Origin of the sequence: Sphingomonas sp. S2M10 (assembly GCF_012650175.1) — a bacterium.
Lineage (GTDB): Bacteria > Pseudomonadota > Alphaproteobacteria > Sphingomonadales > Sphingomonadaceae > Sphingomonas.
Genome location: NZ_JAAILI010000056.1, coordinates 91,456 through 116,767, shown reverse-complemented (window position 1 = coordinate 116,767; position 25,312 = coordinate 91,456). Strand labels below are relative to the sequence as shown.

Sequence of the window (25,312 nt, the reverse complement as noted above, 5' to 3'; positions counted from 1 at the left end):
CGGCGCCTCCCCAGACGCTTGTCCGCTTCCTACATAGCATTCGTGCCCGCCGATCTCCCCGCACCTCTGGCCGACTGGTTCACCGCGCGCGGATGGGCGCCGCGGCGGCACCAGTGGGACATGCTCGCCGCCGCGCGGGCGGGGCGGCATGCGCTGCTCGTCGCACCTACGGGTGCGGGCAAGACGCTGTCGGGTTTCCTGCCGACGCTGGCCGAACTGATCGAGGCGCCGGCCGAGGGGCTGCAGACGCTCTATATCTCGCCGCTCAAGGCGCTGGCGGTGGACGTGCGGCGCAACCTCCTCACCCCGATCGAGCAGATGGGCCTGCCGATCCGCGTCGAGACGCGTACCGGCGACACGCCCCACGAGAAGAAGGTCCGCCAGCGCGCCAGGCCCCCGCAGGTGCTGATGACCACGCCCGAATCGCTCAGCCTGCTGCTCTCCTATGAGGACAGCCTGACGATGTTCTCCGGGCTGAAGACGGTGGTGATCGACGAGATCCACGCCTTCGCCACCGGCAAGCGCGGCGACCTGCTGGCGCTGGCGCTTGCCCGGCTGGAGCGGCTGGCGCCGGGCTTCCGCCGCGTCGGGCTCTCCGCCACCGTCGCCGATCCGGACGGCTATCGCGCCTGGCTCGCGCCCTATGGCGACATCGATGCGGTGACGCTGGTGCAGGGCGAGAAGGGGGCCGATCCCGACATCGCGATCCTGCTGCCTGAGGGGCGCGTGCCCTGGGCCGGGCATTCGGGGATCTATGCCATTCCGCAGGTGATGGCGGAGATCGAGACGCACAAGACAACCATCGTCTTCTGCAACACGCGCGGCCTCGCCGAACTCGTCTTCCAGCAGCTGTGGAAGGTCAACGATCTCAAGCTGCCGATCGGCGTCCACCATGGCAGCCTCAGCCTGGAAGCGCGGCAAAAGGCCGAGCAGGCGATGGCGGACGGGCGGCTCCGCGCGCTGGTCGCCACGGCCAGCCTCGACCTCGGGGTCGACTGGGGCGATGTCGATTGCGTGATCCAGATGGGCGCACCCAAGGGCTCGTCGCGGCTGCTCCAGCGGATCGGCCGCGCCAATCACCGGCTCGACGAGGCCAGCGAGGCCGTGCTGATCCCGGGCAATCGCTTCGAATATCTGGAGGCGCGCGCGGCGCTGGATGCGGTCGAGGCGGGCGAGCTCGATCCGGACCTCTTCCGCTCTGGCGCGCTCGACGTGCTGGCGCAGCACATCATGGGCTGCGCCTGCGCGGCACCCTTCCAGGCCGCAGACATGCTGCAGGAAGTGCGTGCAGCATTGCCCTACTCCGCACTTACCGAGGAGGTGTTCGATCGCGTCCTCCACTTCATCGCCGATGGCGGCTACAGCTTGCGCGCCTATGACAAGTTCAAGCGTCTGACGCAGGGAAAGGATGGCGTCTGGCGGGTAACTCAGCCCAACTTCATTGCGCAGCATCGGTTGAATGCGGGGATCATCGTCGAATCGCCGATGCTCGAGGTGCGGTTCAAGAACGGCAAGCGGCTGGGCAAGGTGGAGGAGGGGTTCGCCGCCTCGCTCTCGCCGGGGGATACCTTCTTCTTCGGCGGCCTCGCGCTGGAAGTGGAGCGGGTGAAGGCGACCGATCTGATCGTCCGCGCCACCGCAAAGCAGGCCCGCGTACCCAGCTATATGGGTGCGCGGCTGGCGATCACCGCCAACCTCGCGACCCGTGTGCGCACCTTCCTGTTCGATCGCGGCGAATGGGCGCGCTTCCCCGCGGACGTGCGCGAATGGCTGGAAACGCAGGACCGCCGCTCGACTCTCCCCGCCCCGGGCCAGCTGCTGGTCGAAACCTTCCCGCATGAAGGCCGCCATCACCTCGTGATCTACAGCTTCGAGGGCTGGAACGCGCACCAGTCGCTCGGCATGCTGGTCACCCGGCGGATGGAGGCGATGGGGCTCAAGCCGCTGGGCTTCGTCGCCAACGATTATGCGCTGGCGGTGTACGGGCTGGAGAAGATCCTCGATCCGCGCCCGCTCTTCTCGCCCGACATCCTGGAGCATGAGTTCGTCGACTGGGTGCAGGGCTCGGCCTTGCTCAAGCGCGCCTTTCGCGAGGTGGCGATCATCGGCGGCTTGGTCGAGCGCCAGCATCCCGGCAAGAAGAAGACCGGGCGGCAGGTCACCTTCTCCACCGACCTTATCTACGATGTGCTCCGCAAATATGAGCCCGACCATCTGCTGCTCCGCGCCGCATGGGAAGACGCGCGCGCCAAGATGACCGATGTCGGCCGCCTGGCCCGGCTGCTCGACGAGGCCGGCGATCGGATGCTGCATATCGATCTGGATCGGGTAAGCCCGCTGGCGGTCCCGGTGCTGATCATGATCGGTCGCGAATCGGTGGCGCAGGGCACGACCGAAGATGCGCTGCTCGAAGAAGCGGAGGCGATCGCGGCCGAGGCGATGCGGCTCGACTGACCCTGTTCTTTTGCGGGATTGCTGCGCAACATGGACAGGCGTATTTTCCCTGCATGTTCGGAGTCTCGTCCTCGCTGGTCTTGTGGGCCCTGCCGCTCGGCCTGCTGACGGGCGGATCCCTGACGGTATCGACCGATCCAGTGGCGAGGGCACCCGTCGGCGAGCCGGATGCGATCCAGCTCGCGCTTGGCGAGACGAGCGCCCGGCTGACCGTACCCGTCGCGATAACGCAGCAGGGCCCGTACAACTTCATCATCGATACCGGCGCCGAACGGACAGTCGTATCACGCGAGCTTGCCGGCCGTCTGGGGCTTGCCCCGGGCGGCACGGTGCATGTCACCTCGATGAGCGGCCGAAGTCTGGTTGCGACCGTGATCGTCCCGGATCTCCGGATCGAATCGATTGGGAAGTCGCACGCTATCGTCGCCCCCGCCTTTGAAGCGGCGAATATCGGTGCTGCGGGCCTGCTCGGGATCGATACGCTGCGCGATCATCAGGTGACGATAGATTTCGACACCGGCACGATGGCAGTGCGCCCAAGTGTGAAGCGCAAGCGCAACGCGAAGCACGATCCCGACGAGATCGTCGTGTCCGCCAAGGACAAGTTCGGCCAGCTGATCGTCACCGATGCCTATTATGCGAACACGCGGGTGCAGGTTGTGCTCGACACCGGCTCGCAGGTGACGATGGGTAACGAGGCACTGCGCCGGAAGGTGGGCCGCAATGTCGGCCTGCTGCAGGTGATCGAACTGACCAGCGTCGACGGCGGCAAGACCCAGGCGCAATATGGCCAGGTCCCCTCGATGCGCGTGAGCAACGTGGCGTTCGAGACCTTGCCGGTCGCCTTTGCCGAGGCGGAGCCATTCAAGCGCTTCGGCCTGACGCGCCGGCCCGCACTCATGCTCGGCATGGATGCGTTGCGGAGCTTCCGCCGGGTGGAGATCGACTTCCCCAATCGGCAGGTGCGGTTCTTCATGCCGCGCGGCGTTCGCGAGCGCCGGCCGGATTTCACCCGGCCTTTGCTGCCGTCGTCCCTTGGGTCCGCGCGCGATTGACTTTACCCGTCGGGTCTGATTGGCCTGACCATATGACCATGCTTTCGCGCGCTTCGCTCGCCAGGCTCCCCGCCGGCACCCTCCGCCCCGGCCATGACCCGGCCGTGATCCGCACCGGTATCGTCCATTTCGGGCCCGGCGCCTTCCACCGCGCCCACCAGGCGGCGTTCATCGACAAGGTGCTGGACAGCGATCCGCGCTGGGGCATCGCCGCGGTGTCGCTGCGCAGCGGCACCACCACCGATGCGCTCAAGGCGCAGGATGGGCTCTACACACTGGCGGTGATCGACCGCGAGCCCTCGACGCGGATCATCGCGGCGCATTCGGATGCGATCGGCCCCGGCGAAGGCGCTCGCCTCCGCGCACTGCTCGCCAGCCCCGAGGTGCGGATCGCCACCAGCACCGTGACCGAGAAGGGCTATTGCCTGGGCGGCGACGGCACGCTCGACATGAATCATCCTGACATCGTTCACGATCGCACCCGTCCCGAAGAGCCGGCGAGCGTGATCGGCTGGGTCGTCACCGGGCTCGCCGATCGCCGCACGGCGGGCGTGCCGCCCTTCGCGATGCTCTGCTGCGACAACATGACCGGCAATGGCGGCAAGCTCCGCGCCGCGTGCGTGGCACTCGCGCGCGAATGGGATGGGGACCTTGCCGACTGGATCGCGGCGGAGGTGGCATTCCCGGACTCAATGGTCGATTCGATCACGCCCGCCAGCGACACCGCTTTCCTCGCCAAAGTCGCGGGCGATCTCGGCGTCGAGGACCACGCGGCGGTGCAGCGCGAATCCTTCACCCAATGGGTGCTGCAGCGCTTCGACATGGCCGATGGTCTGGACCTTGCCGCGGCGGGCGTCACGCTGACCAATGACGTGCGCGGCTATGAGCAGGCCAAGCTGCGCATCCTCAACGGCAGCCATTCGAGCCTCGCCTATATCGGCCTGCTGCTGGGCCATGAGACGGTGTTCGAGGCAATGTCGGACGGGGCGCTGGGCGGCTTCGTGACGCGGCTGGCGCATCAGGATATCGCGGCGTCGCTGGGGCCGGTCGATGGGCTGGACGTGGGCAGCTATGTCGATGCGGTGCTCGATCGCTTCCGCAACCCGGCGATACGGCATCTGCTGGCGCAGATCGCCTGGGACGGGTCGCAGAAGCTGCCGTATCGGTTGCTGGATACGACGGCAGCGGCGCTGGATGCCGGGCGCTCCGTGGAACGGCTGGCGGTGCCAGTGGCCGCGTGGATCGCATTCCTGGGCGCCAAGGCCAAGGCAGGCGAGACGATCACCGATCCGCTGGCGGAAGTGCTCGCTGCGGCTGCTACGGACGCGGCATCGGTAGAGGCGGTGCTGGCGCTGCGGCAGGTCTTCCCGGCGCGCGTGGCGGAGGATGCGCGATATCGCGAGGCGCTGGCTGCGGCGTTCGCTGCGATCCAGGCCGGCCAGCTGGGCGATCTGCTCGCAGGCTGATCCTCGAAGATGCTCCCCCGGAGGGGGAGGGGGACCGCCGCCGCAGGCGGCGGTGGAGGGGTGTCCCGGCTGAAGTTGCTCGCGCCAATTCAGCCTCGACACCCCTCCGTCGCGCTACGCGCGCCACCTCCCCTTACAGGAGAGGATCAGATGATCACCGCGCCTGGCGCCTCGTATAGAGATACAGCCCCGCGGTGATCGCCAGGAACAGCGCCGTGCCGCCCGCCAGCGCCACGCCCGCGAACCCGGGCCCGACCAGTGCCAGCGGCGACTCGCTCCCCGTCTCGTACACCACGCCCGCGTAGAGCACCCCGAACAGGCTGTCGCCGACGATCATGCCGGTCGCCATCAGCACGCCCATCCGCTTGACGAACTCGGGATCGCGGGCGCGTTCGGCCGCGCGGTCGTAAAACCAGCCGATCACCGCGCCGACCACCACGGTCAGCGTAACCCCCATCGGCAGGTAGATGCCGAGGCCCACCGCCAGCGGCGGCAGGCGCAGCTTGGTGGTGCGGGCAAGCAGCTCGTCCACCAGGATCACCCCCGCGCCGATCAGCGCCCCGACGCCGATCAGGTCCCAGCGCAGGTCGCCGCCCAGCACGCCTTTGGCGAGCGACGAGATCAGCGCCGCCTGCGGAGCGGGCAGCGCATCGGCGCTGGCGCCCGGCACCCCGGCGAAGCCGAACGAGGCATTGAGCACGCTCAGCACCGGGGGGATGACCAGGCTGCCGAAGATCACGCCGAAAATCAGCGCGACCTGCTGCTTCCACGGCGTCGCACCCACCAGCTGGCCGGTCTTGAGGTCCTGGAGATTGTCGTTGGAGATGGTCGCCACGCCGAACACGATGCCGGTGACGATCAGCGCATAGGCGATCAGCGCCTGGGTGGTATCGGGCTCCAGGTCGCGCCCGAACAGGCCGACCAGCATCAGCGCGGCGGCGACCACGGAGAGGATGCCGATGCCCGAGACCGGGCTGTTCGACGCGCCGATCAGCCCCGCCATATAGCCGCACACCGAGGCGATCACGAGCCCGACGACCAGCACGAACGCCAGCGAGCCCGCCACCAGCAGCCCCGCCGAGGCGGAGAGCGGCCCGGCCGCCAGCACGCTCCACAGCAGCCAGCCGATCGGCAGCAGCATGCCGAGCGTCACCACCGCAACGATGGTGATCGGCAGGTCGCGCTCGCCGATCGGCACCACCGCGCCGCTACGCGCAGCGGCCGAGGCGCGGAGCGAGGAGCGGATGCCGCCCACCACCGGCCCGATGATCTTGAGCAAGGTCCAGATCGCCGCCATGCCGATCGTGCCGGCACCCAGGAAGCGCACATCGCTGCGGAACACGGTGTTGGCCACCACCTCCGCCGCACCAGGCATGCCGGCGTTGAGGATCGGCAGCGCGATCCACCAGCCGATCGCGACACCGACCAGGATGGCGATGCCGACGGTAAGGCCGATCAGGTGGCCCGCGCCGATCAGCGCGAACTGCAGCCCGCCGATGATGCCGGTGGAGCCCGCGCCCGCCTTGAAGAACAGCGCGCCTTCCTCGGCTGCCAGCCGCATCCGGGTGACCAGCGCGAAGCCCGCCGCGGCCACCGCGTTGACCACGATCACCTTCAGCCCGCGCGCGCTTTCCTCGGCACCCTCGCGGCTGCCGGCGCCGACCTGCAGCACCTCGGCGGCGGCGCGACCTTCGGGATAGGGCAGGTCCGGCGAATCGACGACCAGCGCACGCCGCAGCGGCACCGAGAACATCACCCCGAGAATGCCGCCGAACATCGTGATCGCGGCGGTCTCGACATAGGGGAAGCCGTTCCACCAGCCGATCATCACCAGCCCCGGCAGCACGAAGATGATCGCCGCCAGCGTCCCCGCCGCGCTGGCGACGGTCTGGACGATATTGTTCTCGAGGATCGTCGAGCCGGGAAAGAAGCGCAGGATCGCCATCGAGATCACCGCAGCGGGGATCGATGTCGCGAAGGTCAGGCCGATCTTCAGGCCGAGATAGACATTGGCGGCGGTGAACAGCAGCGTGATTGCGCCGCCGAGCAGCACGCCGCGCAGCGTGAGTTCAAGCGGCGCGCGAGCAGGGGCAATGGCCATGCGCTAAAGGCTCCGAAAGTGAGAGGGGGCGATCAAGCCCCGACCAAAAACTGCCGTCATTCCCGCGAAGGCGGGAATCCATTCGCCGTGCCGGTCGCGGAAAGAACCGACAGACCAGCGCCAGTGGATCCCCGCCCTCGCGGGGATGACGCAGGGTAGCGAGGAGGGCGCGCACAACCACCGTCCCTGCGGCATCTGGCCGCAGTCTTTCGGGATCAGCATGGGCACCCTCGCCGTCGCATTGTCGTTACCGTGACACCGGCGGCACCGAAAAGACAGGCTTTTCCCGCCCATCAGCCGCGGAACAGCCCGCCCAGCACGCCGCGTACCACCTGGCCCAGAACGCCCCCGCCGCCCTTGCTGCCGAACACCGCCTTGCTGACCTCGTTGGCCACCGCACGCCCCGCCGCCGAGGAGGCCGAGCGGCTAGCGGAGCGGATCGCGCGGTTGAGCGGGTTGTTCGCTGCCTCGCGCTCGGCGGCGATGCGGGCGCGTTCTTCCTCCTTCGCGCGGCGGGCGTCTTCCTTGGCCTGCGCCGCGGCGGCTTTTTCGGCGGCATCCCGGGCCTGGGCCTCGGCGGCAGCGGCGCTCGCCTCGGCGCGCTTGGCGGCGAGCAGCTCCTCGGCCGACTCGCGGTCGATCGCGGTGTCGTACCTGGCACCGACCGCGTCGGTCTCGACCAGCACCTTGCGCTCGTCCGGCGCCAGCGGGCCGACGCGCGAGGCTGGCGGGCGGATCAGCGTGCGCATTACCGGCGCGGGCGACCCGTCCGCCTGGAGCAGCGAGACCAGCGCCTCGCCCACCGCCAGCTCGGTGATCGCGGTCGCCACGTCGAGCCCGGGGCTCGCCCGAAAGGTCTCGGCGGCGGCGCGGATCGCCTTCTGGTCGCGCGGGGTGAAGGCGCGCAGCGCATGCTGGACTCGGTTGCCGAGCTGGGCCGCCACGTCCTCGGGAATGTCGATCGGGTTCTGGGTGACGAAATAGACGCCGACGCCCTTCGATCGGATCAGCCGCACCACCTGCTCGATCTTCTCGAGCAGCGCCTTGGGCGCATCGTCGAACAGCAGATGCGCCTCGTCGAAGAAGAAGACGAGCACCGGCTTGTCGGGATCGCCGATCTCGGGGAGCGTCTCGAACAGCTCGGAGAGCAGCCAGAGCAGGAAGCTGGCATAGAGCCGCGGGCTCGCCATCAGCTTGTCGGCGGCGAGGATGTTGATCACGCCGCGACCGGTGTCGTCGTGCGCCAGGAAATCCTGCATGCCGAGCGCCGGCTCGCCGAAGAAATGGCTGCCGCCCTGGGAGCGCAGCTGGAGCAGCTGGCGCTGGATCGCGCCGACGCTCTGTTTCGAGACATTGCCATAGGTGGTGCTCAGTTCCTCGGCGCGCTCGGCGCAGTGGGCGAGCATCGCCTGCAAATCGTCGAGGTCGAGCAGCAGCAGCCCTTCGGCATCGGCGACGTGGAAGGCGATGGTCAGCACGCCTTCTTGCACTTCGTTCAGGTCCATCAGGCGCGCGAGCAGCAGCGGCCCCATCTCGGAGACGGTGGCGCGGATCGGGTGGCCCTGTTCGCCGAACAGGTCCCACAGCTGCACCGGCATCGCCTGATAGTGCCAGCGGTCGTCGCCGATCGCCTGCGCGCGCGCGGCGAACGCGGCATGCGGTTTGGCGAGCGGCGACCCGGCCATGCCCAGCCCGCCCAGATCGCCCTTCACGTCGGCCACGAACACCGGCACGCCGGCGGCGGAGAACCCTTCGGCCAGGCCCTGCAGCGTCACCGTTTTGCCGGTGCCGGTCGCCCCCGCGATCAGCCCGTGGCGATTGGCGCGGCGCAGATTCAGTTCGATCCGCGCGTCCCCGGCTGCTCCAACGAAAAGGCCCGTCTCTTCCGCCATTTTCCGCTCCTCTCTGAAGGGGCAGGCATAGGGAAGAAACGGGCCTTGGTCAGCCGCTTTCGCGGGCGTTTAGTTGGCGGCGAGGCCGACCGGGATGTAATTGCCCTGATTGCGGCGCTGGACGTACAGCACCACCTGCTTGCGACCGGCAGCCTTGGCGGCAGCGGCGACCTTGGTCAGGTCCGCCACCGTGCGCACCGGCTGCTGGTTGATCGAGACGATCACGTCGCCGCGCTGCAGGCCCTTGCCGGCTGCGTCGCTGCTTGGGTTGACGCCCAGGATCACCACGCCGCCCATCGACGGATCGACACCGATCGAACGCGCGATCTGCGGGGTCAGCGGGGTCACGCCGATCCCGAGCAATGCCGTCGGCGCCGTGGCGGCGCTGCTGCCATCGTCGCCGTCGTCGCCCTGCGCGCCGTCCTGGTCGTTCGGATCGAACTGGGCGAGCTGCTCGTCGGGCGGCCGCGTGCCGACCGTGACGTTCACCGTCTGGCGCTTGCCGTCGCGGAGCAGCTCCACCGGGATGCGCGTGCCCGGGGTGACGTTGGCAACGATGTAGGACAGCGTCTGCTCGGGCGTCACGTCGCGGCCGTTGACCTTGACGATCACGTCGCCCTGCTTGATCCCCGCCTTCTCCGCCGGCTGGCCCGGCTCGACGCGCGCGACCAGCGTGCCGCGGTCCGAGGGCAGGCCGAAACCGGCGGCGAGGTCCTTGGTCAGGTCCTGCATCGCGATGCCGAGATAGCCGCGGGTGATCGTCTGGCCCTTCATCAGCTTGTCGATGATCGGCTTGGCTTCCTCGGCCGGAATCGCGAAGCCGATGCCGACATTGCCGCCCGTGGGCGAGAGGATCTGCGAGTTGATGCCGATCACGTTGCCGTTCAGGTCGAACATCGGACCGCCCGAATTGCCGCGGTTGATCGAGGCATCGGTCTGGATGAAGCGGTCATAGGCGCCGGCGCCGGTGACGCGGTGCGTCGCCGAGATGATGCCCGAGGTGACGGTGCCGCCCAGGCCGAACGGGTTGCCGATCGCCAGGATCCAGTCGCCGACACGGGCACGCGCCGAATCGCCGAACTTGACGAAGGGCAGCGCGGCGCCGTCGATCTTCAGCACCGCGAGGTCCGACGGCGCGTCATGGCCGATCAGCTTGGCCTTGAAGTCGCGGCCGTCGGCCAGCGTCACCGTGATCGATTCGACCACTGCGCCTTGCGCGCCGGCCGAGATCACATGGTTGTTGGTGACGACATAGCCGTCCGCCGAGATGATGAAGCCCGAGCCCAGCGACTGCGCCTCGCGCGTCACCGACTGGCCCTGGCCCTGGCCGAACATCTCGAACGGCGTACCGGCGAACGGATTGGCATTCACCTTCACGCGCTGCGTCGTCGAGATGTTGACGACCGCCGGCTGGAGGCGGGCAACCAGATCGGCGAAGCTCATCGGCGCGCCGGCCTTGGGGGCCATCGCCTGGATGGTGCCGGGCTCGTTCTGCGCGGTCTGCGCGCCGGCCGGCTGGTTGAGCGAAAGTGCGGTGGCAGCGCCACCCAGCAGGATCGCAGTAGTCAAGGCGTAGGCGTAACGCACGGGGTCATTTCCTCTCGAAAGGAATGGTGTTCGTCTCAACCAGCGCTTCTACCCGGCGCGGCTGAACCTGATTTGAATATGAACGAGCGGACAGACTCATCGTTGCCCGGTGAACTCCCGCAGATACGCGTTGTTCGGCGACAGGATGATCTGGCTTTCGCCCTTCGCATCCGGGCTGAGGAAGGTGTTCCGGTACGACTGCATCGCGCGGTAGAAGTCGTAGAATTTCGGATCCTTGTTGAACGCCGCCGCATAGATCTGCGCCGCCTGGGCCTGGGCGTCGGCGCGGATGATCTGCGCGTCCTTCAGCCCCTGCGCCTTGATCGTCTCCGCCTCTTGGCGGCGCGCGGTGGCCATGCGGGTGAGCGCGCTGGTCAGCGGCGAACCCGAGGGCAGTTCGGTCTGCTTGATCCGCACGTCGACGATCTGCACGCCATACTGGCTGGCGAGCCGCTGGAGTGATGCCTGAACATTGTCCATCACCTGGCCGCGCTCCGGGCTGAGCAGCGTGTTCGAACGACGCTTGCCCAGCTCGTTGCGCAGCGACGAGCGCAGCAGCGGCTGGAGCTGTTCGCGCAACCGCTCCTCGGTGCCGACCGTCACCACCATCCGGAGCGGATCGGTGACGCGGTAGCGGGCATAAGCGTCGATCTCGAGCCGCAGCTGGTCGGTGGAGAGCACGGGCTCGTCGGGAAGGTCGACGTCGAGCACGCGCTTGTCCACCCATACCAGCCGGTCGACGAACGGAATGCGGAAGACCGGCCCGGCATTGGTGCGGCCGAAGCCCTGGCCGGGCTGATAGGCATTTACCGTGCGGTACGGCTTTTCCAGCCGCAGTACGACGACCTGCTTGGTCTCCGGCACGATCGCCACGGTGCTCATCAACACGATCAGCACCACGATCACTGCGACGACCAGCGCGATCGGGTTGCGGGCCCAGGCGATCACTTGGCGCCTCCATTGTCCTGCGCATCGGCGGGCGCATTGCCCCGGCGCAGCGCCGGCAGCGGCAGGTAGCTGTTCACGCCCGGGGCCTCGACGATCGTCTTGTTGGTGTTGGCCAGCACGGCCTCCATGGTTTCGTAATAGAGCCGGCGCTTGGTCACTTCGGGCGCCAGCTTGTACTGTTCGTAAATCTTGTCGAACTCGGCCGCCTCGCCCTGCGATGCAGCGATCACGCGCTGCGCATAGGCATTGGCGTTGTTGCGGTTCGACTCGGCTTCCTGCTGGGCGGCGGTGACGGCCTTGAAGTCGTCGTCCACCTGCGCGGGGGCGGCGGCCTTCTGGATCGCGACGCCCTGGATGCGGATGCCGGCGCCATATTCGTCGAGGATCTTCTGCATGGCGACCTGCGCCTCGGCCTCGATCTTGGAGCGGCCCTCGCCGATCGCCTCGTTGAGCGTGGTGTTGGCGATCACCGCGCGCATGGCGCTTTCCGCCGTCGCGCGCACCGTCTCCCGCGGGTCGGCGATCTGGAACACGTAATCGGAAGCGCTGCGGATGTCCCAGCGGACCGAATAGGCGAGATCGACGATGTTCTGATCGCCGGTCAGCATCAGATTCTCGCCGCTGTTCGGGAAATTCTCGGTGCGGATATTGCCCACGTCGACGACGTCGACCAGCTGGAACGGGGCGGGCAGGGTGAACTGGATTCCCGGATCGAGCGTTCCCGAATAGCGGCCCAGAAAGGTCACGACGCCCTTCTCGCGCGGGCCGATCGGGTGGATCGAGGTGTAGAGTACCCATACCGCCAGCAGGCCGGCGAGGATCAGCAGCCAAAGCCGCGCGCCGGTGGGAACGCCGGGCAATCCGCCGCCGCCGCCGCTGCGTGCCCGACGCCACAGCTCGTCCAACGCGCTGGGCGAGCCGGCGCGGCCACGCCGGCCCTCGGGCGGGACGGACCACGGATTGCGCGGGCCCCCGCCATTGCCGTCGTCCTTATCCGAACCGCCGCCCCAGGGGCTTTTCGGCGCCTCGTTGTGGAAGGTGCCGGACAGCGCGTCTCGGCCAGAACTATTCACCATGCCGACCTTTATAAGCAGGGCGACGCGGATTTACAGTGGCGTCGCACGATTGTGTACCTATGTGCGGCGCCATGACCGACCCGCAGGACCTTTCCGCCGCCCTCGCCCCCGTTTCCGCCGGACGCGCCACCGTGCGCGTGGAAGGCGGCCGCGCCAACGTCGTGCTCGACGTGACCGGCCTTTCGCCCGAGACCCGCGACGCGCTCGAAGCCGAGGTGCGCAGCGCCGCCGCCGCGCTGCCGGGCGTGGCCGAAGTCCGCATTCTCCTCACCAGCGAGCGCCGCACGCGCCGGATTCTCGCCGTCGCCAGCGGCAAGGGCGGGGTAGGCAAATCCACCGTCGCGGCCAATCTCGCGATCGCGCTGGTCCGGCGCGGGCTCAAGGTCGGGCTCGTCGATGCCGATATCTACGGCCCCTCGCAGCCCAAGTTGCTGGGCGTCGAGGGCGTGAAGCCGCAGGCGCGTGACAAAGTATTGCTGCCGATCGAAACCGCTTTCGGGCTCAAGATGCTGTCGATGGGCGGGCTCGTCGCCGAGGGGCAGGCGATCGCCTGGCGCGGACCGATGGCGGGCGGCGCGCTCGGCCAGATGGTCGATGCCGACTGGGGCGATACCGAGCTGCTCGTGCTCGACCTGCCGCCCGGCACCGGCGACGTGCAACTGACGATGATCCAGAAGCACAAGCCCGCGGGCGCGGTGATCGTCTCCACCCCGCAGGACCTCGCGCTGATCGACGCCACCCGCGCGATCGACCTGTTCAACAAGGCCGGCGTGCCGATCGTCGGCCTCGTGGAGAACATGGCCGGCTATTGCTGCCCACATTGCGGCGGGGTCTCCGATCCGTTCGGCAGCGGCGGCGCGGAGAAGGCGGCGGGGGCGCTCGGCATCCCGTTCCTCGCCCGCATCCCGCTGGCGATGGAAATCCGCGCCGCGTCGGATGCAGGCATGCCCCCCGCCGCGGGGGATACGGAGTCTACCGGATCCTTTGTAACCCTCGCCGATTCGGTCTATGAATGGCTAAAGAGGTGATGCATGCCGCTGACGCGTGACGAAGACATCCGCGCTCTACTCGAGGAAACGCGCACCATTGCGATGGTCGGCGCGTCCGATCGTCCGAAACGACCCAGCAATGGCGTAATGCTGCTGCTGCAGCGCCACGGCTATCGGGTCATCCCGGTCAATCCGCGGATTACCGGTGAGCATGTGCATGGCGAGTTCGTCTTTCGCGAACTGGACCAGATCGGCGTGCCGATCGAAATGGTCGACATCTTCCGCAAGTCCGAGGATGCCGGCGCGGTGGTCGATGCGGCGATCGCCGCGGGCGCCAAGTCGGTATGGATGCAGCTCGACGTGATCGACCATGACGCCGCCGCCCGCGCCGAGGCGGCCGGGCTCAAGGTGGTGATGGACCGCTGCCCGGCGATCGAGATCCGCCGGCTGGGCTTGGCACCGCTCGCCGCCGCCTGATCAGAGCGCGGCGAGCGCCTCGCGCAGCCGCGCCACGTCGCGGGCGTCCTGGTAGAGGCCCAGCCCGATCCGCAGCACGTCGCCGCGCACATCGGTGACGATCTCGTCCGCCAGCAGCGCCTTCTGCCAGTCCGCGGCGTGGGCGCTCCGCAGCGCCACGAAGCGGGCCTGGGGCGCATCCGGCGCGGCGGGGTTGATCCGCTCGGCGTCAAGCGGGAAGTCAGCCAGCAAATGCGCCCGCAGCGGCGCGACATGGGCGTTGATTGCCGACGTGGTCAGCCCCTCGCGCGCCAGCATCTCGCGCACCGCGACGAAGCGGTAGAGCCCCGAAGGGTCGAAGGTCGCGCCGAGGAAGCGTCGGGCGTCGGGCGCATAGCCTATCTGGCCCGGCGGCAGGGCAAGGTCCTCGAACTCGGCATACCAGCCGGTGATCTCCGGCCGCGGCCCGAAGCCCGGCGGCGCATGGAGGAAGCCGACGCCTTCGCCCGACATCGCGTATTTGTACCCGCCCGCGACGTAGAAGACCCGGTCGGCCACCGTCGACAAGTCCGTCTCCACCGCCATGAAGCCGTGATAGCCGTCGATCAGCACCCAGGGGCCTTCGGGACGCGCCAGCGCCGCAAGGTCGGCGAGCCCATCGAAGACATGGCCGGTGCCGAACTGGACATGGCTCGCCACGATCAGGTCGAAGGTGCCGGTTTGCGCGGCGGCGACGATCTCGCCCATCGGCACGCGGGTGACCACCGCCGTGCCCGCCTCTTCCCATCGCAGCGACTGGCGGCGGAAGCTGTGGAACTCGCCGTCGGTGGCGAGGATGCGCAGCGGCCGGCGCGGGCCCATCGCCGAAACAATCCGCAGCAGCAGTTCGTGGGTGTTCGGTGCGAACACCACCGTCGAGGGATCGGGCAGGTGCAGCTCGGCGGCGACATGCGCCTGGGCTGCCGGCCAGATTGCGTCCATCACCCGGCCCCATTTGCGGTCGGCGAGCCGGGCGGCATCGTCCCACGCCGCCTGCTGGCCGAGCCACGAGGCATCGGGCCAGAGATGGTGGCTGTGCGCGGCGAAGTGCAGCCGGTCGGGGGCGGCGGCCAGCGATCGCTGGAACAGGTGCTTGAAGCTGCTCACAGGTCGGTCCGCAGCGACCAGAGTTCGGGGAAGGCGCGCTTGGCAAGCGTCGACTCCAGATAGCTCACGCCCGGCGTGCCGCCGGTCCCCATCTTGCCGCCGATCACCCGGCTGACGGTTAGGACGTGCTTGTGCCGCCAGGTCGCCATCGCATCGTCGATATCGACCAGCTTTTCGGCGAGCTGGTACAGATCCCAGTAGCGACTGGTGTCGCGGTAGACCTCCGCCCAGGCCGCGCGGACGGCGTCGTTCGATTGATAGGGCGTCGGCCAGTCGCGGTGCAGCACGGCATCGGGCAGGTCGAAGCCGGCGGCGGCGAGCGCGGCATTGGCATCGTCCCACAGGCTCGGCAGCGCGGCGGCTTCGTCGGTCAGCGGCCCCGGCACCCCGCCGCCGCGCAGCCCCAGCATCGTCTCGACCGCGCGGAACTGGTCCGACTGGAAGCCCGAGCTGCCGCCGAGCACCGAGCGGAAGCGGGTATAGTCGCTGGGCGTCATCGTCGCGAGCACGTCCCAGCTCATCGTCATCACCGCCTGGATCCGGCTGACCCGCGCCAGGCCCTTATACGCCTCGATCAGCTTGCCGTCGCGGACCAGCTCCTTGGCGAGGTGCAGCTCGGCGAGGATCTGCTTGAGCCACAGCTCCTTGGTCTGGTGGATGATGATGAACAGCAGCTCGTCATGCCGGTCCGACAGCGGATGCTGGGCGGCGAGCAGCTGGTCGAGGGCGAGATAGCGCCCATAGGTCATGCCTTCGGTCATGGCGGCGACGCTAGCAGCGGGGCGGGAAACGGCAATGGGGGGGGGCTTCAGTCAGAGCGTAAACCACCGCCTTGCCGTTGGCCAAAGCGATAGAATGCGGCAGTTTGATGCAGTATGCAGCGTTTAGGAAGGTTGGGGGGCTCGCACGTGACGGTGTTGGACGGCAAATCAGCGGAGCTGGGATTGAAAGCCCGTCTTTTGCGTCTCTGCTTAGTACTTTTGGGGATCCTTGCGTTCGTAGCCGTTGCGGTGGCAATGGAGAACGAGTTTGGAATACCTTTCAAGACAACTTACCGTATAGCGTGTGCGATCGCCTGCCTCGCTTTTATGTACAGGATCGGTTCAGAGTATCCTGGGGAGCAGTGGCCACGCATCGCGTTCATAATCGCCCTCGCATTTAACCTTGGGCTGTTCTTCTCACCGCTCGCTCATTTACCTGCTTCGAAAGGCGACCTGCTGTTCTTTGGCGCGCCCGATGCAGCTATCCTGTTGGCGGCGCGGACTGCATCATACCCTGCTACGGATGCGCACCAGCGGGCGGTGCGTCAGCAATTGATACTTGGGCTGATTCTCGCACTGGCATTTTGCGCGCTCATTCTCTCGATCATGTTCATTCCCGACCGGGCGGCGCACTGACCTTCTGCGGCCGCTAGGAAGACGTGTCTTCGAAACCACATCGCTGCACCGTGCTTCGACTGCTCGGAGAGGTTACCGCTACCACCACCCTTCCCCCTACCAACGTCCCCTTTCCCTCCCCGCCGCACCGCGCTAAGGCCCTCGCGAATCTTCGCATTCGCAGCACCCCCGACGGTGCGCCCGCGCGGTCTATAATGGGCTGCGTCCACCGAGCGCCCGGCGGACCAGATAGGGAAAGGACCCCGCGCCTCATGACCGCCATCGGCAACGATACGCTCGGCACGCGTGACTCGCTCACCGTCTCCGGCAAGACCTACAGCTTCTACTCGCTCCCCAAGGCGGCGGCGAAGCTCGGCGACATCAGCCGCCTGCCCTTCTCGATGAAGGTGCTGCTGGAGAACATGCTCCGCTTCGACGACGGCGTGACCGTCACGCCGGAAGATGCCCAGGCGATCGTCGACTGGCAGCAGAACCCCAAGGCCCCCAGCCGTGAAATCCAGTATCGCCCCGCGCGCGTGCTGATGCAGGACTTCACCGGCGTGCCCTGCGTGGTCGACTTGGCGGCAATGCGCGACGCGATCACCAAGCTCGGCGGCGACGCGGCCAAGATCAACCCGCTGGTGCCGGTGCACCTCGTGATCGACCACTCGGTGATGGTCGACGAGTTCGGCACGCCCCAGGCGTTCGACGACAACGTCAAGCTCGAGTACGAGCGCAATGCCGAGCGCTACGAGTTCCTGAAGTGGGGCTCCAAGGCGCTCAACAACTTCTCGGTGGTCCCGCCGGGCACCGGCATCTGCCATCAGGTGAACCTGGAATATATCGCCCAGTCGATCTGGTCGTCGGTCGCGCCCGATGGTGCTACGATCGCCTATCCGGACACGCTGGTCGGGACCGACAGCCACACGACCATGGTCAACGGCCTGGGCGTGCTCGGCTGGGGCGTGGGCGGCATCGAGGCGGAAGCCGCGATGCTCGGCCAGCCGGTGTCGATGCTGATCCCCGAAGTCGTCGGCTTCAAGCTCACCGGCAAGCTGGCCGAGGGCATCACCGCCACCGACCTGGTGCTCACCGTCACCCAGATGCTGCGCGCCAAGGGCGTCGTCGGCCGCTTCGTCGAGTTCTACGGCCCCGGCCTGCACGCGATGACGCTCGCCGACCGCGCGACCATCGCCAACATGGCGCCGGAATATGGCGCGACCTGCGGCTTCTTCCCGATCGACGACAAGACGCTCGATTATATGCGCCTCACCGGCCGCAGCGAAGAGAATGTCGCGCTGGTCGAGGCCTATGCCAAGGCGCAGGGCATGTGGCACGGCGAGGATGCGGTGGAGCCGATCTTCACCGACACGCTCGAGCTCGACATGTCGACGGTGCGTCCGTCGCTCGCCGGCCCGAAGCGCCCGCAGGACCGCGTCAGCCTCGACAGCGTCGACGAAGTGTTCAACGGCGACCTGACCAAGGTGTACAAGAAGGAGCAGCCCGCGCGCGTGCGTGTCGAGGGTCGCGACCATGACATCGGCGACGGCGACGTCGTGATCGCCGCGATCACCAGCTGCACCAACACCTCGAACCCGTCGGTGCTGATCGCCGCCGGCCTCGTCGCCCGCAAGGCGCGCGAAAAGGGCCTGACCCGAAAGCCGTGGGTGAAGACCTCGCTGGCGCCTGGCTCGCAGGTGGTCACCGACTACCTCAACAAGGCCGGCCTCACCGAGGATCTCGACGCGATCGGCTTCAACCTGGTCGGCTATGGCTGCACCACCTGCATCGGCAATTCGGGTCCGCTCGCCGAGCCGATCTCGGCCGCGATCAACGGCAACGACATCGTCGCCGCTTCGGTGCTGTCGGGCAACCGCAACTTCGAGGGCCGCGTCTCGCCGGACGTTCGCGCCAACTTCCTCGCCTCGCCGCCGCTGGTCGTCGCCTATGCGCTGAAGGGCACGGTGACCGAGGACATGTACGAGACGCCGATCGGCACCGGTTCGGACGGCGCGCCGGTGTTCCTCAAGGACATCTGGCCCTCGAACGAGGAAATCCAGGGCCTGATCAACGCCAACATCGACGACGAGATGTTCCGTTCGCGCTACGGCAACGTCTATCTCGGCGACAGCCACTGGCAGGGCATCTCGGTGACCGTGTCGGACACCTATGCCTGGCCGACCAGCTCGACCTACATCCACAACCCGCCCTATTTCGAGGGCATGTCGATGACCCCGGCGCCGGTGCAGGACATCGTCGACGCCAAGCCGCTGGCGATCCTGGGCGATTCGATCACCACCGATCACATCTCGCCCGCCGGCAGCATCAAGGCGGATTCGCCCGCCGGCGCGTTCCTCCAGTCGCACCAGGTCGCGAAGAAGGACTTCAACAGCTACGGCGCGCGCCGCGGCAACGATGAAGTCATGGTCCGCGGCACCTTCGCCAACATCCGCATCAAGAACGAGATGGTGCCGGGCGTCGAAGGCGGCATGACCAAATATGCCGGCGAAGTGATGCCGATTTACGACGCCGCGATGCGCCACAAGGCCGACGGCACCGCGCTCGTCATCGTCGCGGGCAAGGAATATGGCACCGGTTCGTCGCGCGACTGGGCGGCGAAGGGCACCAACCTGCTCGGCGTGCGCGCGGTGATCACCGAGAGCTTCGAGCGCATCCACCGCTCGAACCTGGTCGGCATGGGCGTGCTGCCGCTGCAGTTCGCCGAGGGCGTGACCCGCGAGACGCTGAAGCTGGACGGTTCGGAAACCTTCACCATCACCGGCGTCGCGGACCTGCGTCCGCGCCAGGACGTGGAAGTGAAGCTCACCCGCGCCGATGGTTCGTCGGAAACCTTCCTCACCCGCTGCCGGATCGATACCGTCAACGAGCTGGAATATTTCCTCAACGGCGGCATCCTGCACTACGTGCTGCGCAAGCTCGCCGCCTGATCCGTCGGTCGCGCACCGCAAAAGCCGGCGCCCTCCGCAGGGAGGGCGCCGGCTTTTTTGTTCCCTGGTGCCTTGGCCCATCGTCCGTCAGACCGTTGTTATCGCGCCCGCTGAAGCATTCATGAAAGTGAAGATATGTGACGGTCTTGCGACACAAGGTTTTACCAAAACAAGAATTGTAACATTTCCTGCTTGACCCAATGCGGTCGCCTCCATCACCTTGGTTAATGATCGGTAAACCGAGATTCGGTGCGATCGAAGTCATCGACCAAAATGGGGGATCGGATGAAGACGACGAAGATCAAGACACTGCTGGCGACGGCAGCGGCATTCGGCTTGGCGATTACTGCTGCACAACCCGCAGCGGCGCAGACCAAGATCGTGCTGAACGATATCGGCGGTGTGACGGGCTCGCAGGCGGAGCTCGGCTTCAAGATTGCCGCGAGCTATTGGGAAAGCGTGCTCACCAACAATGTGACGCTGCACTTCGACGTCGGCTTTGCCAAGCTGGGCGCCAATATCCTTGGCGGCACCAGCAGCACGCTGCTCACCTATGTCCCGATCGACAGCTATTACGGTGCGCTCGCCGCGACGGGCAACAGCACGCTCGACGCGACCGTGCTCTCGAATCTGGCACCGCTGAGCCCCACCGGCAGCGTTTCGGCGATCGTGCCGGACTATGCCAAGCCCGCCACGCTCGACGGCGTCGCTGCGATCGGCACCCGTCTCACGCCGGACGGGAAGGCGATCAGCAACACGATGGCGCTGAGCAGCGCGAATGCGCAGGCGCTGGGCGCGGCGGCGGCCGCGGTCGACGGGACGATCCAGTTCTCCAGCGATTTCGCGTTCGACTTCAATCCGAATGACGGCATCCAGGCGGGCACCGCCGACTTCATCGGCGTCGCCATTCACGAGATGGGCCATGCGCTGGGCTTCCTCAGCGCGGCGGACGACTTCAACTATTCGGTCGGTTCCGGGTTCAAGACCGATAACTATTGGTGGGCCTATGCGCTCGACATGTTCCGCTACACCGGCGATGGCGAGCTTAACTGGGCGTTCGACGAGCCGGCCTATTTCTCGATCGACGGCGGCGCGACCGTTTTCCAGGGCGACGCCTATTTCTCGACAGGCGAGGATTATGGCGATGGCTGGCAGGCTTCGCACTGGAAGGCGAACAACACCTGCAGCAACTATGTCGGCGTGATGAACCCCTATACCTGCCTGGGACAGATGGATGACATCACCTCGGCCGATCTCGCGCTGATGGATGCGATCGGCTGGAACGTGAACGTCGATGTGCTGACCAATGGCGGGTACAAGGTCTCCACGCGCGACGTGGCCCAGGCCTGGATCGCCGCGGGCGGCGCGGTGCCGGAGCCCGAAAGCTGGACCATGCTGATCCTCGGCTTCGGCGCGATCGGCGGTGCGATGCGGTACCGCAACCGCTCGCGGCAGGTTCGTTTCGCCTGAACCTTCGCGAAGCGATTCCGAATGGCCCCGCTTCCTTCCCGAAGCGGGGCCGTTTTGCGTCCGGCGCGTAGCGATCGCCTCCGTTTCGCACCTAGCTCTGCTTCTCGGCGCCGCGTGCAGACGGCATGCAGGGCGTCGGGGCGCGCCGCACTGCGACGGTCGCGCAGCAGGGGCGGGGAATTGGCAATGGGCAGATATGACGCACGGCTATTCGCTTGCGGCGCGGCGGCGCTGATCGCCTGCGCGGCGCCCGCTTCCGCGCAGACGCAGATCGTACTGCACGATATCGGCGGCGTAGCGGGCTCGCCTGCCGATCTCGCCTTCAAGATCGCGGCCCATTATTGGGAATCGGTGCTCACCAACGCCGCCACGGTGAACATCAATGTCGGGTTCCAGGCGCTCGATCCGGGGGAACTGGGGGGAACGAGCTTCCGCTATTATGATGGCATCACGATTGCGAGCTACCAGACCGCGCTGTCGGTAACGGGCCGCGGGGCTCTCGATGCGCAGGTCGCCGCTCATTTCCAGCCGCTGAGCGCCGCGGGCACGCCGCTGGTGCTGATCCCTGCATATGAAGATCCGCTGCGCCAAGACGGGATCGCTACTTCGGGCACGCGGATCGCACCCGATGGCAGCGTGATCGGCAGCACCTTGGCGCTCACCGGCGCGAACGTGAAAGCGCTGGTGAACGGCGCGACCGGTCTCGATGCGGAGATCGTCTTCTCCAACGCACATGCGTTCGATTTCGACCCTTCCGACGGGATCAGCGCGGGCAGCTATGATTTCATCGGCACCGCGATACACGAGATCGGCCACGCGCTGGGTTTTACCAGCGGCGTCGATACGTTCGATACGGCGACCGGCCCGGTCGAGCATATCGACGACGTGACCGTTGCCTATGGGATGGACCTGTTCCGCTATTCCGCGCCGGGGCAGCTCGACTGGCGGTTCGGCACGCCATCCTATTTCTCGATCGACGGCGGCGCGACGGCGTTCGGCGGCAGTGCCCATTTCTCGACCGGCGAATATTATGGCGATGGCTGGCAGGCGTCGCACTGGAAGATCGTCGGTAATTGCACCGGGTTCATCGGCATGATGAATCCCTATTCGTGCGACGGGGTGCACGACGTCGTGACCGCGGCGGACCTGGCGGTGTTCGACGCGATCGGCTGGAATCTGAGCCTGAACGTTCTGGCCAATCCGGGCTATCAGCGCTCCACGGCGCAGATCTACCAGGACTATCAGGCATCACAGGCGCTTGCCGCGTCCCCTGCGGTGCCGGAGCCGGCTGCCTGGGCGATGCTGGTAGCCGGGCTTGGCTGGATCGGCGCAACGATGCGCGGGCGACGGCGGGGAGCGGCGGCGCTCGCCTGATCGAAGGCACGGCGCGGACGGCTGGCAGCCCGGGGCAGCCGCCGCGCCGCTGGTGTCAGCCGCCGACGCCGAGCAGCTCGATCTTGAACAACAGGGTAGCGCCGCCCGGGATCGGGCCTTGGCCGCGAAAGCCGTAGCCGAGTTCGGCAGGTACCGCGATCTCGATCGTGTCCCCCACGCCCATCAGCGGCACGGCGATCTGCCAGGCGCGGATCAGTCGATCGAGTGGGAATTGGGCGGGCGGGCCGCCATAGGAGCTGTCGAACTCGGTGCCGTCGACGAAGCTGCCGGCATAATGCAGCGTCACCATGTCGGTCACCTTCGGGTGCGCGCCCGATCCGTCGCCCTTCACCCGCCGCCAGCGCAGGCCGCCGTCAAGCTGGCGCCATCCCTGCGCCGAGCCGCGGCTGGCGAGCGCGAGCGACTGGGCGCTCTGCCACGCCAGATCCTGCGATCGATCCGCAGTCGGAGCCTCCTGCGCCAGACCGGGGACGGCGGCGAGCAGCGCGGCGGCTGCGAGAAGTGCGCGGGCCATCAGCCAAGCACCCGGCCGGCGACGGCGTCGAGCTTCGCCAGCAGCTGCGGATCGCGTGCCGAGGGCGCAGTGATCAGCGCGGCATCGAGGCAGGTGTCGATCGGGCTGGGCGCGCGCTCGGCCGGCAGGGCTTTGAGCAGGTGCATCACCATCTTCCGCGCCTTCTCGGCATTGCTGGAAAGCTGGGCGATCACCTGCGCCACGTCTACCGCTTCCTCGCCTTCGCGCCAGCAGTCATAGTCGGTCACCATGCCGACCAGCGCATAGGGCAACTCCGCCTCGCGGGCGAGCTTGGCCTCGGGCATCGCGGTCATGCCGATGATGTCGCAGCCCCAGCTGCGATAGAGGTTGCTCTCGGCGCGCGTCGAGAATTGCGGGCCTTCCATCGCCAGATAGGTCCCGCCGACATGGGTCGTGGCGCCCGCCGCCTGTGCCGCCTCGGCCGCCAGCGCGGAGAGGCGCGGGCAGACCGGATCGGCCATCGAGACATGCGCGACCAGCCCCGTGCCGAAGAAGCTCGAGGGCCGCCCCTTGGTGCGATCGATGAACTGGTCGGCGATGGTGAAGGTGCCCGGCGCGCGGTCTTCCGCGAGCGAGCCGACCGAGGACACCGCGAGCACGTCGGTGACGCCCAGCCGCTTCAGGACGTCGATATTGGCGCGGACGTTGAGGTCCGAGGGGCTGATGCGGTGGCCGCGGCCGTGGCGCGGCAGGAACACCACCTTCACGTGCCCGACATGGCCGACGAAGCAGGCGTCCGAGGGCTGGCCCCAGGGGCTCGCCACCTCTACCCATTCGCCGCCTTCGATGCCCTCGACATCGTAGAGGCCCGAACCGCCGATGATTCCGATCGTCCAACCGCTCATGCGTCACCCTTTGCTGCGTTGCGGCGGGCATAGGCGAAATAGACGACGAGACCCAAGAGGTTCCAGCAGCCGAACCAGATCTGCGTCTTGGTCGGCAGGCTGAGGAACAGGTAGAAGCAGCCAAAGATCGCGCCGAGACCCACCAGCCAGGCAGCAGGCGTGCGGAACGGGCGCACCAGCGCGGGTGCACGACGGCGCAGCACCAGCAGGCACAGGCCCACGGCCGCGAAGGCAGTCAGCGTCCCCGCATTGGCAAGCGCCGCGATCTCGTCGATCGGCAGGAACGCCGCGAAGAAGCTGACGATTGCCGCGGTGAACAGCGTGATGCGCACCGGCGAGCCCCGGCGGGAGACCTTCGCCAGCGCCTTGGGCAGCAGGCCGTCGCGCGCCATCACGAAGAAGATGCGGCTCTGGCCGAACAGGAAGCCGAGGATGACGGTGGGCAGCGCGACGATGGCGCTGAGCGCCAGGAACTTGGCGACGCCGGGCTGGCCGATCTCGCGCAGGATCAGCGCCAGCGGCTCGGGGCTGTCGGCGAAGCGGGTATAATGGAGCGCGCCCACGGCGGTGAGCGCCACGACCATGTAGATGGCGACGCAGGCCAGCATCGATCCGACGATTCCGATGGCGAGATCGCGACCGGGATTCTTGGCTTCCTCGGCGGCGGTGGAGATCGCGTCGAAGCCGTAAAAGGCGAAGAAGATGATCGCGGCGGCGGCCATCATCCCGCGCTCGACACCGCCGCTGGCATGCTTGGCATAGCCGAAGGGGGCGAAGGGATCGAAATTGGCGGCGTCGAAATAGGGCAGGGCGACCGCCACGAACACGGCGAGCGCGATCAGTTTCACCACCACCAGAATGGCGTTGAGCGTCGCGCTCTCGCGGGTGCCGAGGATCAGCAGCCCGGCGACCATCCAGACGACGAACAGCGCGGGCAGGTTGACGCCCCAATGCGCGACATGGCCGGCGACCATCTGGGGTCCATGGGTAAGCTCGGGCGGCACGCCGAGACCGAGCAGGAACGGCGTGGCATAGCCCGACCAGCCGACCGCGACGGTGGCGACGACCAGCGTATATTCGGCGAGCAGGCTCCAGCCGACCACCCAGGCGACGATCTCGCCGAGCGCGACATAGCTGTAGGTATAGGCGCTGCCCGAGGCGGGGATGCTGGTGGCCAGTTCGGCATAGGCGAGCGCGGCGCAGGCGCAGATCGCGCCCGCCACGACGAAGGAGAGGATCACCGCCGGCCCTGCGCGATCCGCGCCGACGCCGATCAGGGTGAGGATGCCGGTGCCGACGATCGCGCCGACCCCCAGCGCCACCAGATGATACCAGCTGAGCGTGCGGGCGAGACTTTGCCCGTGCGGCTGGTCGGCGGCGGCATGGATGGGTTTCAGACGGAACAGACTGGCCATGGATCCTCCCTTATGTTCTTGGCGCGCCGGTGATAGCGCGGTGGGGGGAGGGGGCAAGGGTGTGCGACCGACCACCCTCACCCTCCCCACCGCCTCCGGCGGCGGGTCCCCTCCCTCTCCCAAAGGGAGAGGGCGCTTATTCCCTCTCCCTTTGGGAG

General features: G+C 67.4%; 19 protein-coding genes. 9 read left to right on the top strand and 10 right to left on the bottom strand.

Translation table 11 applies throughout. The annotated features are described in order from the left end of the window. Nucleotides 1–42 precede the first annotated feature (42 nt). From S2M10_RS14195 to S2M10_RS14185, 3 genes are read left to right on the top strand one after another with little or no spacing between them, the layout of a single operon-like run. Complete coding sequence (locus S2M10_RS14195; protein ID WP_168846642.1) at nt 43–2,454, top strand: ligase-associated DNA damage response DEXH box helicase; 2,412 nt, start codon at nt 43–45, stop codon at nt 2,452–2,454. Between the two features lie 53 nt (nt 2,455–2,507). Next, nucleotides 2,508–3,509: an aspartyl protease family protein gene (locus tag S2M10_RS14190; RefSeq protein WP_168846641.1), complete on the top strand. Its 1,002-nt coding sequence runs from the start codon at nt 2,508–2,510 to the stop codon at nt 3,507–3,509. Nucleotides 3,510–3,541: 32 nt separating this feature from the next. Beyond that, entirely contained in the window at nt 3,542–4,975 is a 1,434-nt protein-coding gene (locus S2M10_RS14185) for a mannitol dehydrogenase family protein (protein WP_168846640.1), read from the top strand. Nucleotides 4,976–5,129: 154 nt separating this feature from the next. Here S2M10_RS14185 and S2M10_RS14180 read toward each other — a convergent pair whose 3' ends face one another. The 5 genes from S2M10_RS14180 to S2M10_RS14160 all read right to left on the bottom strand — a co-directional run bounded on the left by S2M10_RS14180 (nt 5,130) and on the right by S2M10_RS14160 (nt 12,579). Beyond that, nucleotides 5,130–7,076, bottom strand: a complete 1,947-nt coding sequence (locus tag S2M10_RS14180) for an oligopeptide transporter, OPT family (RefSeq protein ID WP_168846639.1) — start codon at nt 7,074–7,076, stop codon at nt 5,130–5,132. Between the two features lie 293 nt (nt 7,077–7,369). Further along, nucleotides 7,370–8,968 carry a helicase HerA-like domain-containing protein gene (locus tag S2M10_RS14175; protein ID WP_168846638.1) on the bottom strand — a complete coding sequence of 533 codons (1,599 nt, stop codon included), beginning with the start codon at nt 8,966–8,968 and terminating at the stop codon, nt 7,370–7,372. A 69-nt stretch (nt 8,969–9,037) separates the two neighbouring features. Then, a complete protein-coding gene (locus S2M10_RS14170) occupies nt 9,038–10,555 on the bottom strand; it encodes a Do family serine endopeptidase (protein ID WP_168846637.1) in 1,518 nt (505 codons plus the stop codon). 96 nt (nt 10,556–10,651) lie between these two features. Then, nucleotides 10,652–11,503, bottom strand: a complete 852-nt coding sequence (locus tag S2M10_RS14165) for a protease modulator HflC (RefSeq protein ID WP_348770607.1) — start codon at nt 11,501–11,503, stop codon at nt 10,652–10,654. Then, entirely contained in the window at nt 11,500–12,579 is a 1,080-nt protein-coding gene (locus S2M10_RS14160) for a protease modulator HflK (protein ID WP_168846636.1), read from the bottom strand. The genes S2M10_RS14165 and S2M10_RS14160 overlap by 4 nt, the downstream gene beginning before the upstream one ends. 71 nt (nt 12,580–12,650) lie before the next feature. On the opposite strand from S2M10_RS14160, the gene S2M10_RS14155 reads away from it, so the two are divergent. Beyond that, nucleotides 12,651–13,607, top strand: a complete 957-nt coding sequence (locus S2M10_RS14155; RefSeq protein ID WP_168846635.1) for a P-loop NTPase — start codon at nt 12,651–12,653, stop codon at nt 13,605–13,607. Nucleotides 13,608–13,610: 3 nt separating this feature from the next. After that, nucleotides 13,611–14,045, top strand: coding sequence for a CoA-binding protein (locus S2M10_RS14150; protein WP_168846634.1), 435 nt, complete (start codon nt 13,611–13,613; stop codon nt 14,043–14,045). Here the strand turns inward: S2M10_RS14150 and S2M10_RS14145 are convergent, their stop codons facing one another. Together S2M10_RS14145 and S2M10_RS14140 are read right to left on the bottom strand one after the other, a co-directional pair. Next, a complete protein-coding gene (locus tag S2M10_RS14145) occupies nt 14,046–15,170 on the bottom strand; it encodes an aminotransferase class V-fold PLP-dependent enzyme (RefSeq protein WP_168846633.1) in 1,125 nt (374 codons plus the stop codon). Beyond that, a complete protein-coding gene (locus S2M10_RS14140; protein WP_168846632.1) occupies nt 15,167–15,931 on the bottom strand; it encodes a tryptophan 2,3-dioxygenase in 765 nt (254 codons plus the stop codon). The genes S2M10_RS14145 and S2M10_RS14140 overlap by 4 nt, the downstream gene beginning before the upstream one ends. 147 nt (nt 15,932–16,078) lie before the next feature. On the opposite strand from S2M10_RS14140, the gene S2M10_RS14135 reads away from it, so the two are divergent. The 4 genes from S2M10_RS14135 (at nt 16,079) to S2M10_RS14120 (ending at nt 22,338) form a co-directional block, all read left to right on the top strand. Continuing rightward, nucleotides 16,079–16,567, top strand: coding sequence for a hypothetical protein (locus tag S2M10_RS14135; protein WP_168846631.1), 489 nt, complete (start codon nt 16,079–16,081; stop codon nt 16,565–16,567). Between the two features lie 251 nt (nt 16,568–16,818). Next, nucleotides 16,819–19,494, top strand: a complete 2,676-nt coding sequence (gene acnA / locus S2M10_RS14130) for an aconitate hydratase AcnA (RefSeq protein ID WP_168846630.1) — start codon at nt 16,819–16,821, stop codon at nt 19,492–19,494. A 285-nt stretch (nt 19,495–19,779) separates the two neighbouring features. Beyond that, a complete protein-coding gene (locus S2M10_RS14125; protein ID WP_168846629.1) occupies nt 19,780–20,964 on the top strand; it encodes an NF038122 family metalloprotease in 1,185 nt (394 codons plus the stop codon). A 186-nt stretch (nt 20,965–21,150) separates the two neighbouring features. Next, nucleotides 21,151–22,338 carry an NF038122 family metalloprotease gene (locus S2M10_RS14120; protein ID WP_168846628.1) on the top strand — a complete coding sequence of 396 codons (1,188 nt, stop codon included), beginning with the start codon at nt 21,151–21,153 and terminating at the stop codon, nt 22,336–22,338. Nucleotides 22,339–22,393: 55 nt separating this feature from the next. Here S2M10_RS14120 and S2M10_RS14115 read toward each other — a convergent pair whose 3' ends face one another. Genes S2M10_RS14115 through S2M10_RS14105 form a run of 3 tightly spaced genes read right to left on the bottom strand, consistent with a single transcriptional unit; the run spans nt 22,394 to nt 25,154 of the window. Continuing rightward, on the bottom strand, nt 22,394–22,873 hold the full coding sequence (locus S2M10_RS14115) for an FKBP-type peptidyl-prolyl cis-trans isomerase (protein ID WP_168846627.1): 480 nt from the start codon (nt 22,871–22,873) through the stop codon (nt 22,394–22,396). Then, entirely contained in the window at nt 22,873–23,739 is an 867-nt protein-coding gene (locus S2M10_RS14110) for an S-methyl-5'-thioadenosine phosphorylase (RefSeq protein WP_168846626.1), read from the bottom strand. Before S2M10_RS14110 ends, S2M10_RS14115 begins: the two co-directional genes overlap by 1 nt. Continuing rightward, nucleotides 23,736–25,154: an amino acid permease gene (locus S2M10_RS14105; RefSeq protein WP_168846625.1), complete on the bottom strand. Its 1,419-nt coding sequence runs from the start codon at nt 25,152–25,154 to the stop codon at nt 23,736–23,738. Before S2M10_RS14105 ends, S2M10_RS14110 begins: the two co-directional genes overlap by 4 nt. Nucleotides 25,155–25,312: the final 158 nt, after the last annotated feature.